The following is an 11,799-nucleotide window of genomic DNA, read 5'->3' on the forward strand; positions in this document are numbered from 1 at the left end:
TTCCGCCCTCCCGGCCCGTCCGTGACTAGCCGGCGATGAGCCCGCCGTCGTTGATGCGGGCGAGCAGGATCGCCTCGGCGAGGACGGCCTTCCTGAATTCGTCGAGGTGCAGCGATTCGTTGGCGCTGTGCGCCCGGGAGTCCGGGTCCTCGACCCCGGTGATGAGGATCTGGGCGGAGGGGAAGAGCTCGGTGAGGTCGGCGATGAAGGGGATGGATCCGCCCATGCCGGCTTCCACGGGCTTCACGCCCCAGGCCTCCTCGAGCGCCTCCAGTGCGAGGCGCGATGCCGGTTCGCTCGTGTCCGTCCGGAAGGGGCTGCCGGTCTCCCCCGGCGTGAACGTGACCTTCGCACCGAAGGGCGCGTGGGATTCGACGTGCCGCCGGACCGCCTCCATCGCGGCCTGCGGATCCTGGCCGGGAGCGAGCCGGAGGCTGAACTTCGCCCGTGCCCGCGGGAGGAGCGTGTTGGAGGACAGAGCAACGCTCGGGATGTCCATACCGATGATGGACAGGGCGGGCTTGTGCCACAGCCGCGAGGCGATCGACCCCGTGCCCGCGAGCTCGACGCCGTCGAGCACCGACGCGTCCGCGCGGTAGTCCTGCTCGGCGTAGTCCACGGACGCGTGGTCCCCGCCCTCCAGGCCCGCGACGGCGACGTCGCCGGCGTCGTCGTGCAGGGTCGCGATGAGGCGCGCGAGGAGCGTCGGGGCGTCGAGCACCGGTCCCCCGAACATGCCGGAGTGCACCGCGTGGTCGAGCACCTGCACCTCGATGGTGCCGTCCACGAGGCCGCGCAGGCTCGTGGTGAGCGCCGGCACGCCGACCTTCCAGTTGCTGGAATCGGCGACGACGATCACGTCGGCCGCGAGGTCGTCCCGGTAGGTCTCGAGGAACGAGCGGAAGGTCGGCGAGCCCGCTTCCTCCTCCCCCTCGATGAAGAGCGTGACGCCGACCCCGAACGAGTCCCCGAGCACCTCCGTCAGGGCTCCGAAGGCTCCGACGTGGGCCATGATGCCCGCCTTGTCGTCGGCCGCGCCACGGCCGTAGAGCCTGCCGTTCCGCTCCGTGGCGACGAAGGGCTCGGTCTCCCAGAGCGCCGGATCACCCGGCGGCTGGACGTCGTGGTGGGCGTAGAGCAGGACGGTCGGCCTGCCCTCGGCCGCAGCGCGACGGGCCACGACGGCGGGACCGCCGGGAGCGCCGTCGTTGTCGACGCGGAGGATGCGGACGTCGTCGATGCCGACGCCCCGGATCAGCTCGGCCACGGCGTCGGCGCTGCGGTCGAGCTCGTGCGCGTCGAAAGCCTCCCAGGCGATGCCCTGGATGGCGACGAAGGACGAGAGTTGCTCGACGATGCGCGGGAACGCGGCATCGATGCTCGCTCGGAGCTGCTCTCCGACGTGCGAGGATCCCTGCGGTTGCCCGGTGGAGGTGTTCATGGAAGTCATGCCAGAACCCTACACACGCGGACGGCGCCGGTGGTGTCGCAGCGCACTCCGGAGCGGCAGCGGCGACGCTCGGCGCGGAGCGACGCCTCCCGGCCGCGAACCGCTATCCTGAAGGGGTGTTCGGACGAAATAAAGAAGCCCCCTCTGCCCAGGAAGTCGTCGACGGCGCTTCACGTACCCCTGAGGCGCAACGCGCACAGGGCAAGGGCGCCCCGACGCCCAAGCGCAGTGTGCAGGAGGCCGCGCGCAAGCGTCCCCTCGTGCCGAACGACCGCAAGGCGGCCCGTGAGCAGAGCCGCGCCGGCGTCCGCGACGACCGCGCAAGGATGCGCCAGGCCCTCGACACCGATGACGAGCGTTACCTCCCGCTGCGGGACAAGGGCCCCAGCCGTCGCTACATCCGGCAGTTCGTCGATGCCCGCGTGAACATCGGTGAGTTCCTCATGATCGCTGCGCTGGTCTTCGTGATCCTGAGCTTCTTCCAGTCCCTCGCCGTGCAGAGCGCCGTCCTGATGGCGTTCTGGGTGCTCATCGTCGCCGTGATCGTCGACTGCGTGCTGCTGCGCCGGAAGCTGAAGAGGAAACTGACCGAGAAGTTCGGTGCACCGAACCAGGGTGACCTCTGGTACGGCGTCACGCGGGCACTGCAGTTGCGCCGTCTGCGCCTGCCGAAGCCCCAGGTGCGCCGGGGCCAGTACCCCTCCTGACCGGTCCAGCGACCGGGAGCACGAGCACGGAAGCCGGGCCCTCGGGCCCGGCTTCCGTCGTTCCCGGTCGTCGACGTGGTCCTCCCGGAACCTCAGGTCGCGGATCGGGAGGACCGTGACCGCAGGAGGCCGCGGTTGATGCGCCGGGCCCAGAACGGGCCCTCGTAGAGGAACGCGGTGTAGCCCTGGACGAGTGTCGCACCGGCGTCCAGCCGCTCGACGACGTCCTCGGGTGTCTCGATCCCGCCGACGGCGACGATGGCGAGCTTGTCCCCCACGGCAGCCCGCAGGCGCTTCAGGACCTCCAGGGACCGGGCCTTCAGGGGTGCGCCGCTCAGGCCGCCCACCCCCTTGGCCATCACCGTGGCGGCGTCGGTGGTGAGGTTCTCGCGCGTGATGGTGGTGTTGGTGGCCACGATGCCGTCCAGCCCCAGGTCCAGCGCGAGGGCTCCGACGTCGTCGATGTCGGAGTCCGTCAGGTCGGGCGCGATCTTGACGAGGAGCGGCACATGCCGGCCCGCCGCCTCGTCCGAGGTGCGGCGGACCGCCTCGAGCAGTGGCCGCAGGGACTCCGCACTCTGGAGCAGACGGAGGCCCGGGGTGTTGGGCGACGACACGTTCACCACGAGGTAGTCCGCCACGGGTGCCAGCTGCTCCGCGCTGACGAGGTAGTCGGCGATCGCGTCGGCGATGTCCACCTTCTTGGTCTTGCCGATGTTGACACCGACCACGGGTCGCTGACGTGTCCCGTACCGCCGTGCAAGCCGGTTCCGCGCCGATCGCAGGCGTGGAGCGACGGCGGCGGCGCCGTCGTTGTTGAAGCCCATGCGGTTGATGACGGCCCTGTCCTCCACCAGCCGGAACAGGCGCGGGGCGGGGTTGCCGGGCTGGGCCCGGCCGGTGATCGTCCCGATCTCGATGTGTCCGAAGCCCAGTGCGGTGAGAGGCAGCACTCCCTTGCCCGCCTTGTCGAAACCAGCCGCGAGGCCGAACGGGGACGGGAAGTCCACACCGAAGGCGGTCGTGGCGAGGCGGGGGTCCGGGGCGCAGAAACGGCGCAGGGCCCAGCCCGCGGGGGTGAGGTCCACGGCGCGGATGAGGGCGAAGCCGATCCTGTGGGCCCTTTCGGCGTCCATCCCGGAGAAGACGATCCGGAAGAAGGTCGGGTAGATGCGCATGCACCCAGAATTCCACGCGGAGCGGGTGCGCACCAACTCAGGAAGCCCCCCGGCTCGAGACACCGGAGGTAGTGTCGGAGGATGGACGGGCGCTGGTCGGAGGACATCCTCGGAGGGCCCTTCCGTGCGCTCACGCTGCCCCTGCCGCCCGACGACGAGGGCCCGCGCGTCGCGACCCTGGTGGCCCACGAGCCCGAGGACGTCCCGCGGCTCCGGTCGGGGCCCGCGCGGGCCGTGCTCTACGTGCACGGTTTCAGCGACTACTTCTTCCACTCGGAGCTGGCGGAGACCCTGCATGCCCGGGGGTGGGACTTCTTCGCCCTGGACCTCCACAAGTACGGCCGGAGCCTGCTGCCGGGCCAGACCCCGGGGTTCGTCACCTCCCTCGACGACTACGACGCCGACTTCGAGGCCGCGATCGACGCGCTCCGGAGCCGTCTCGCGGCACGGCACGGCCCGGGGACGGTGGTGGAGATCGCGGTGATGGCGCATTCGACCGGCGGCCTCACCGCCGCCCTCTGGGCCGCCCGCAACCCCGGCCGCCTCGCGGCCCTGGTCCTCAACAGCCCCTGGCTCGACACCCAGGGCAGCGCGCTGCTGCGGACCGCCGCGCAGGGCATCCTCGACACGGTGTCCCGCCGCCGCCCGAAGACACGATTGCGGCTGCCTGCCCTGGGCTTCTACTTCAGGAGCATCAGCGATACGCGCGACGGCGAGTGGACCATCAATCCGGCGTGGCGTCCGGAGGCCGGCTTCCCGATCAGGGCAGGCTGGCTGGCAGCGGTCCTGGCCGGGCACGCGGCCCTCGCCCGAGGGGTGTGCATCGATGTGCCGGTGCTCGTGCTGTGTTCGACGGCATCCACGATCAGTGGGACCTGGAACAGCTCGATGCTGGAGACCGACAGCATCCTCGACGTCACGCCCCTCGTGCGCCGTGCCGCGGAACTCGGTACCACCGTGACCATCCGCCGGCTGCACGGCGCGCTGCACGACGTCTTCCTCTCCCGCCGCGACGTGCGCCGGCAGGCAGCGAGCTTCACCGCGTGGTGGCTGGACTCGTGTGTACCGGCGGGCCCGCCCTAGGTGGACGGCCCGTCGGACGCCCGGTCCACCGCGCCGCCGTACCTGCGGTCGCGCGCGGCGTACTCCTCGATCGCACGCCACAGGGTCCGTCGGTCGACGTCGGGCCACAGGGTGTTCATGAACACCATCTCCGCGTAGGCGGACTGCCAGAGCATGAAGTTCGACAGCCGCTGCTCGCCCGACGTGCGGAGGAACAGGTCGACGTCGGGCAGGTCGGGTTCGTCGAGGTACCGCTGGATGGTCTTCTCGCTGACCGACGAGGCCTTCAGGGTGCCGGCGGCGACGTCCTCGGCGATGGCCCTGGCGGCGTCGGCGATCTCGGCACGACCCCCGTAGTTGACGCACATCGTGAGGGTGCAGGTCGTGTTGAGAGCGGTGTGCCGCTCCGCGTCCTCCAACTCGCGGATGACCGACTGCCACAGCTTCGGCCGACGCCCGGACCAGCGGATGCGGACGCCCCAGTCGTCGAGCTGGTCGCGCTGGCGCCGGAGTACGTCCTTGTTGAACCCCATGAGGAAGCGGACCTCCTCGGGTGAGCGTTTCCAGTTCTCGGTGCTGAACGCGTAGACGGAGACGTGCTTGACGCCGATCTCGATCGCGCCGGCCATGACGTCGAGCAGCGCCGCCTCACCGGCCCTGTGCCCTTCCGTCCGGGGCAGTCCCCGCTCGTTGGCCCAGCGGCCGTTGCCGTCCATGACGATCGCCACGTGCTCGGGCACGAACTGGCGCGGGATCGGGGGAACCTGCTCACCGCTCGGGTGGGGCCACGGCGCCACGGGTCGAACAGGGTTCTTCATATGCGCTCCACGTGTTTGAGGGAGGCGACCCCGCGTTCGAGGTGCCATTGCAGATAGGCGGCGACCAGTCCGGCGGCCTCACGGCGTGCGCCGCCCTCCGAGGCGTCCGCGATGGTCCAGTCCCCGGTCAGCAGCGCCGCGAGCAGGTCCATGGTCGCGGCCGAGGGCGATGCGGCTCCGGGGGGCCGGCACACGGGACAGACCGCTCCGCCGAGCGGGGCGGAGAACGCGGTGTGCGGCCCGGGCGCGGCGCACCGGGCGCAGTCCGTGAAACTCGGGGCCCATCCCGCCGTCGCCAGTGACCGGAGCAGGTAGGAGTCGAGGATGAGTTCCGACGGGTGCAGGTCGCGGCTGAGGGCGGAGAAGGCACCAGCGACGAGGGCGTACTGCGCTCCCCCGGCCTCTCCGATGTCGGTCAGCCGTTCCGCCGTCTCGGCGATGGCCGTCGCCGCGGTGTACCGGCCGTAGTCGGAGGCGATCCCGTGCCCGTAGGCGCCCTTCGTCTGGGCCTGGGTGACGACGTCGAGATTCCGCCCGTGTGCGAGCTGGAGGTCGACGGACATGAACGGTTCCAGGCGGGAGCCGAACTTGCTGGTGGTCCGGCGTACGCCCTTGGCGACGGCACGGACCTGGCCGTGGTCCCTCGTCAGGAGCACGATGATGCGGTCGGCCTCACCGAGCTTGTAGGTACGCAGGACCACGCCTTCGGTGCGGTAGGTGCGCGATGCTGAGGAGGAGGCCACAGTCTCATTCTTCCACCTGCCACCCCCGCGGGAATCGTTCCGCGCGGGGGTCGCAGGGCGGAGAGGGCTCGGTCAGGCGGCGTCGCGGATGGCGCGGTTCACGGCCGAGACGACCGCCTTGAGGGCTGCCATCGTGGTGTTCGCATCGATCCCGACGCCCCACAGCACCCGCTCGCCCACGGCGCACTCCACGTAGGCGGCGGCGCGCGCGTTGCCGCCCGAGGACAGGGCGTGCTCGGTGTAGTCGAGGACGCGGACGTCGACCCCGTCCTGGCTGAGGATGGCCAGCAGGGCGTCGATCGGTCCGTTGCCCTGCGAGGTCTTGCGCTGCTGGACACCGTCGACGAGGAGGGTCGTGACGAGCTTGAAGGAGCCGTCCTCCGCCGTGTCCGTGTTCACCGAGGTCAGCTCGTAGTGGCCCCAGGCCCCCGCGCCGCCCTCGGCACGCATGGGCAGGTACTCGTCCTGGAACGCCGACCACAGCTGGGCACCACTGACCTCGCCGCCCTGCGTCTCCGTGCGGCGCTGGACGACGCCGGAGAACTCGATCTGGGCGCGGCGCGGCAGGTCGAGGCTGTGCTCGCTCTTGAGCAGGTAGGCCACGCCGCCCTTGCCCGACTGGGAGTTGACGCGGATGACGGCTTCGTAGGAACGGCCGATGTCCTTGGGGTCGATCGGCAGGTACGGCACCGCCCACGGGAGGTCGTCGACGCCGACCCCGGCCTCTGCGGCATCGCGCTCCATGCTCTCGAAGCCCTTCTTGATCGCATCCTGATGCGATCCGGAGAACGCCGTGAAGACGAGGTCGCCGCCGTAGGGCGACCGCTCCGGGACGCTGAGCTGGTTGCAGTACTCGGCCGTGCGGCGGATCGAGTCCATGTCGGAGAAGTCGATCTCCGGATCGATCCCCTGGCTGAAGAGGTTCATGCCGAGCGTCACCAGGTCCACGTTCCCGGTCCGCTCACCGTTGCCGAACAGGCAGCCCTCGATGCGGTCGGCACCGGCGAGGTAGCCGAGCTCTGCGGCGGCCACACCGGTGCCGCGGTCGTTGTGCGGATGCAGTGACAGGATGATGCTGCTGCGGTCGGCGAGGTTCCGGTTCATCCACTCGATCGAGTCCGCGTAGACGTTGGGCGTGGCCATCTCGACGGTGGCAGGCAGGTTCAGGATCATCTGCCGGTCCGCGGAGGCCTCGAACACGGCCGAGACCTCGTTGCTGATGCGCGCCGCGAACTCGAGTTCGGTGCCGGTGAAGGATTCCGGGGAGTACTCGTAGGTGATAGCGGTGTCGCCCATGTTCTCCTCGAACTTGCGGCACAGGCGGGCGCCCTGGAGGGCGATGTCGATGATGCCGTCCTGGTCCTGGTTGAACACCACGCGGCGCTGCAGCACGGACGTCGAGTTGTACAGGTGGACGATGGCGCGGTCCGCGCCCTCGAGGGATGCGTAGGTGCGTTCGATCAGGTGCTCACGCGACTGCGTCAGAACCTGGATGGTGACATCGTCGGGGATGCGGTCGCCCTCGATCAACTGGCGGACGAAGTCGAAGTCCGTCTGCGACGCCGATGGGAAACCGACCTCGATCTCCTTGTAGCCCATGCCCACGAGCAGGTCGAACATCTTGTGCTTGCGCTCGGCGTTCATCGGATCGATGAGTGCCTGGTTGCCGTCGCGCAGGTCCACGGCGCACCAGCGGGGCGCCTTCGTGATGACGCGGTCCGGCCAGGTCCGGTCGGGGAGCTCCACGGAGATCTGTTCCTGGAACGGGCGGTACTTGCCGAACGGCATACCTGATGACTTCTGTGCGTTTCGCATGGGGATCGGCCTTATCTGTCGGGACTGAGGGTGCTGGCGGCCGGGCAACGCGGACTCCGCGGCGAGGGATGGCCAGTAGCTCGTAGGTCCTAGATGGCCTCGCCGCGGCACCGAAGAAGAGTTCTGTGTGCGCGCACGTTGCCACGATAGCACGGCACATAGGATGGCTTGCGGGGCGCCTCGCCTCGGGATACCAGGTACCGCAGCACGAGGAAACAGGAAGCGACAATGACGATCAGCACGCTCGATCCGGACAATCTCGACGGAACGGTCCGACCCCAGGACGACCTTTTCCGGCATGCCAACGGAGTGTGGCTCAAGGACGCGGTGATCCCCGACGACCGTCCGCTCACGGGGTCCTTCACCGCCCTCCGGGACGCGTCCGAGCTCGCTGTCCGCGCGATCATCGAGGACGCCGCCTCGCGGGCGGGGACCGGACCGGCGGACGGCATCGACGCGAAACTGGGCACCCTGTACGCGGACTTCATGGACACGGCCCGGATCGAGGCCCGGCGGGCGGAGCCGATCGAGCCGCTGCTGGCCCGGGTCACCGCCGTGTCGTCGGTCGCGGAGCTGGTGGACCTCAGTGCGGAGCTGACGCGGTCGGGTATCCAGGGCCTCGTCGCACCCTATGTCAGCAACGACGCCGGCAATCCCGAGCGGTACCTGCTCCACCTGTACCAGTCCGCCCTGGGGCTCCCCGACGAGTCGTACTACCGTGAGGAGGGTTTCGCGGAGACGAGGGACGAGTACCGAAACCTCCTGTCGACGCTGTTCGGGCTCGTCGGCGGCGACGATCCAGCCGGGGCGGCCGATCGCGTGCTCGCACTCGAGACGCGCCTCGCGGCGTCGTCGATGGGCAGCGTCGAGCGGCGCGACCCGCAGAAGACCTACAACCTCGTCCGGCACGACGACGCCGCCGAGCTCTCCGGTCATCTGGCACCGTGGCTGCGCGTCGTCGTCGACGAACCGCGCCAGTCCTCGGAGCTCGTCGTCAACCAGCCCGATTTCGTGCGAGGGCTCGACGACGCCCTCGGTTCGGTGGAGCTCGGGACATGGCGCGAGTGGCTCGTGAGCCGCGTCCTGCTGCACGCGTCCGACTACCTGGACGAGCGGTTCGTCGACGCATCCTTCGCCTTCTACGGCACCCACCTCGCGGGTACGCCGCGCCTGAAGGACCGGTGGAAGCGCGGCGTGGCCCTGGTGGAAGGAGCGATGGGCGAGGCCATCGGGCAGCGGTACGTGGAGCGGCACTTCCCCGCCACGCACAAGGCGGCGATGCTCGATCTCGTCGGCAACCTCATCGCGGCCTACGAGTCGAGCATCTCGGCGCTCACCTGGATGACCGACGAGACCCGCGCCAGGGCACTGGAGAAGCTCTCGCAGTTCACCACGAAGATCGGTTACCCGGAGGAGTGGATCGACTACGGCCCGCTCGACGTCCGGCCCTCCGACCTCTACGGCAATGTCCTGCGCGCGTCGGAGTTCGAGCACCGCAGGCAGCTGGGCAAGCTCGGCCGGCCGATCGACCGCGGCGCATGGCTCATGACGCCGCAGACGGTCAACGCCTACTACATGCCCACCATGAACGAGATCGTCTTCCCTGCGGCGATCCTGCAGCCGCCGTTCTTCGACATCGACGCCGACGACGCCGTCAACTACGGAGCGATCGGAGCCGTGATCGGCCACGAGATCGGCCACGGCTTCGACGACAAGGGATCCCAGTTCGACGGGACCGGGCGCCTGCACAACTGGTGGAGCGAGGAGGACCGGGAGGCCTTCGACGCCCTGACCGGCCGCCTGGTGGCGCAGTACGCCGCACTCGAGCCGTCCGAGGTCCCCGGGCAGGCCGTGAACGGTGAACTGACCCTCGGGGAGAACATCGGCGACCTCGGAGGCCTCGGCATCAGCTACCGCGCCTACCTCCTGAGCCTCGGCGGCGAGGAGGCACCCGTGATCGGGGGCATGACCGGGACGCAGCGGTTCTTCCTGTCGTGGGCCACCTGCTGGCAGCAGAAGATCCGGCCGGAGGAGGCCCGACGGCGCCTGACCGTCGACCCGCATTCACCCAACGAGTTCCGCTGCAACCAGGTGGTGCGGAACCTCGACGAGTTCCACGACGCCTTCGACGTGGCCGATCAGGACGGCCTGTGGCTGGAGCCCGGAGAGCGCGTCCGGATCTGGTGACCGGGGTCGGGGCTGCGGCCGCCGGTGCGGCTGCGGCCCCGACTCCCCCGAGCGTCCGCTGGGCGTCCGTGCGGCCGAGGGCGCCGGAGGAGAAGCACTCCTAGAACCCCGACGACGCCTGGCAGGTGACCTGGTCCGCGGTCTGGCCGTCCAGTTCGCCGCCGAGCGGCGGGAGGACCACCTTCGTGCCGGTGGCGAGGTCGGCGCCGACGAGCAGCTCCACACCTGCCGCCGTCCCGCTGAACAGCACCTGGCTCGCAGGGACCCCGAACCGCTCCGCGAGGTCAGCGGCAGCGGCGTCGTACCCGCTCCCGAACAGGACCTGTGACGTCTCCGCCGGGACGGACTCGAAGGGAGCGGCCTGCGTGTAGCCGGCCCCGACGAGGAGTTGCTGCACCTCGGCCGCACGGTCGATGTCCGTCGTCGCGTTGATGACGAGCACCGGGACGGACGCTGGATCGAACGCCGGCACCTCGGGGGCGGACGTCGGGGTCGAGGGGGCGGGGGGTGCGTCCGACGGGGCAGGCGTGGCGGCTCCCGTACCGGGCGCGGCGGTCTCGGGCGCCTCCTCGGTGAGGCCCCGGTCCTCGCGCAGCGCGTCGAAGAGCGGGGCGGCGCCCTCCTCGTCGAGGACGAGCCGATTCGGATCCTCGATCCACGCTTCGGTGGGGACGGTCACGAACGCGATGTTGCCGAGATCGACGTCCTTCAGGCGATCGGCGATCTTCAGCAGTTCCGTGGGCTGGGACAGGCCCTCGTCGACGGTCAGGTTCCGGGTGACCGTGTCGGCGATGGTGTAGAGCTTGGGCAGGTTCGTCAGGGTCCCCTCTGCCCGCACCTTGCGGGCCATCGACGCCATGAACGACTGCTGGGCGGCGATCCGCCCGGTGTCTCCCCCGTCACCGAAGCTGTGGCGCGTGCGCAGGAAGGCCAGCGCCTGGTCTCCCTCGACCTCGCTGGTCCCGGCAGGCAGGGACAGCCCGGAGTATTCGTCCTCCACGGGTTCGTCGACGCACACCTCGACCCCGCCGAGAGTCGAGGACAGCTCCTTGACCGCGTTGAAGTCGGCCATCATGAAGTGGTCCACCGAGAGCCCTGTGAGGTTGTTGATCGCCGCCACGGTGCAGCCCGGTCCGCCCTCGTCGAGTGCCCCGTTGAGCTGGCCCAGATCCATCGCCTGCGATGTCTCCCCCGTCTCCGGATCCACGCAGCTCGGCAGGGGTACCAGCAGGTCGCGGGGGAAGGACACGACGGTGACGTCCTCGCGGTCGGCCGAGAGCGTCATCAGCATCATCACGTCCGAGTTGCCGTCGCCGGAGGAGTCCTCGTTCCCGAAGAACTCGCCGCTGTTGCCCGTGCGCGTGTCCGTACCGAGGATGAGGATCTGGAGCGGGTCCGTGCTGGAGTCGACCGGGAGCGCCGACTCCTGGCCCTGTCCGAGATTGAGCGGGAGGGTGGCCACGTTGGACTGCAGGCGGAAGACCTGCACGGCGACGAAAGCGAGGGCGGCCACCAGGACGGAGGCCATCAGGATGGCCGTCAGCCTGAGCCCGCGGTGCCCTCCGCCATGGCCGAGATGCCGCCCCGCGGGTCCGGCACCCAGGGGAACTGGGGCGCTCGCCGCACTGGCGTCGCCGGCGCTGCCTGCGCCCTCGCGGGATGATCGGCCGGTCATTCCCGGTCTCCTTCGGATGGATGGACGTGGTCGGTACTGGCCGGAGGGAGGCGCTCCCGCCTTTTCGCTCGGCCCCGGCTCTCCTGCCGGTCCCCGAACTGCGGCGCGGCGGTGGCCGCGGCCATCGGGGACCGAGCGGCCGAAGGGCGCAGGGCAGGTAGCCC

The 11,799-nt window shown here is 70.0% G+C and carries 9 protein-coding genes; 3 read left to right on the forward strand and 6 right to left on the reverse strand.

The genetic code is table 11. The features are described 5' to 3' along the window. Nucleotides 1-25: 25 nt before the first annotated feature. Nucleotides 26-1,450, reverse strand: coding sequence for a M20/M25/M40 family metallo-hydrolase (locus AC0Z9V_RS02450; protein WP_485140608.1), 1,425 nt, complete (start codon nt 1,448-1,450; stop codon nt 26-28). 116 nt (nt 1,451-1,566) lie between these two features. Between AC0Z9V_RS02450 and AC0Z9V_RS02455 the strand changes: the two genes are divergently transcribed. Further along, complete coding sequence (locus AC0Z9V_RS02455) at nt 1,567-2,157, forward strand: DUF3043 domain-containing protein (protein ID WP_133080545.1); 591 nt, start codon at nt 1,567-1,569, stop codon at nt 2,155-2,157. A gap of 92 nt (nt 2,158-2,249) precedes the next feature. On the opposite strand, the gene AC0Z9V_RS02460 is transcribed toward AC0Z9V_RS02455, so the two are convergent. Then, nucleotides 2,250-3,335 carry a quinone-dependent dihydroorotate dehydrogenase gene (locus tag AC0Z9V_RS02460; protein ID WP_485140609.1) on the reverse strand — a complete coding sequence of 362 codons (1,086 nt, stop codon included), beginning with the start codon at nt 3,333-3,335 and terminating at the stop codon, nt 2,250-2,252. Between the two features lie 81 nt (nt 3,336-3,416). Between AC0Z9V_RS02460 and AC0Z9V_RS02465 the strand changes: the two genes are divergently transcribed. Next, nucleotides 3,417-4,418, forward strand: coding sequence for an alpha/beta hydrolase (locus AC0Z9V_RS02465; protein WP_133080547.1), 1,002 nt, complete (start codon nt 3,417-3,419; stop codon nt 4,416-4,418). On the opposite strand, the gene AC0Z9V_RS02470 is transcribed toward AC0Z9V_RS02465, so the two are convergent. From AC0Z9V_RS02470 to leuA, 3 genes are all read right to left on the reverse strand, one after another. Next, nucleotides 4,415-5,215 (reverse strand): isoprenyl transferase, encoded by an 801-nt coding sequence (locus AC0Z9V_RS02470; RefSeq protein WP_133080548.1) that lies wholly within the window; start codon nt 5,213-5,215, stop codon nt 4,415-4,417. The genes AC0Z9V_RS02465 and AC0Z9V_RS02470 overlap by 4 nt on opposite strands. Then, nucleotides 5,212-5,958, reverse strand: a complete 747-nt coding sequence (gene recO / locus AC0Z9V_RS02475; protein ID WP_133080549.1) for a DNA repair protein RecO — start codon at nt 5,956-5,958, stop codon at nt 5,212-5,214. Before recO ends, AC0Z9V_RS02470 begins: the two co-directional genes overlap by 4 nt. Nucleotides 5,959-6,030: 72 nt before the next feature. Further along, nucleotides 6,031-7,773, reverse strand: a complete 1,743-nt coding sequence (leuA, locus tag AC0Z9V_RS02480) for a 2-isopropylmalate synthase (RefSeq protein WP_485140610.1) — start codon at nt 7,771-7,773, stop codon at nt 6,031-6,033. A 228-nt stretch (nt 7,774-8,001) separates the two neighbouring features. On the opposite strand from leuA, the gene AC0Z9V_RS02485 reads away from it, so the two are divergent. After that, a complete protein-coding gene (locus tag AC0Z9V_RS02485; RefSeq protein ID WP_485140611.1) occupies nt 8,002-9,960 on the forward strand; it encodes a M13 family metallopeptidase in 1,959 nt (652 codons plus the stop codon). Nucleotides 9,961-10,060: 100 nt separating this feature from the next. Here the strand turns inward: AC0Z9V_RS02485 and AC0Z9V_RS02490 are convergent, their stop codons facing one another. Continuing rightward, complete coding sequence (locus AC0Z9V_RS02490) at nt 10,061-11,635, reverse strand: LCP family protein (RefSeq protein ID WP_485140612.1); 1,575 nt, start codon at nt 11,633-11,635, stop codon at nt 10,061-10,063. Nucleotides 11,636-11,799: the final 164 nt, after the last annotated feature.

The organism is Arthrobacter sp. UYP4, from assembly GCF_057291175.1.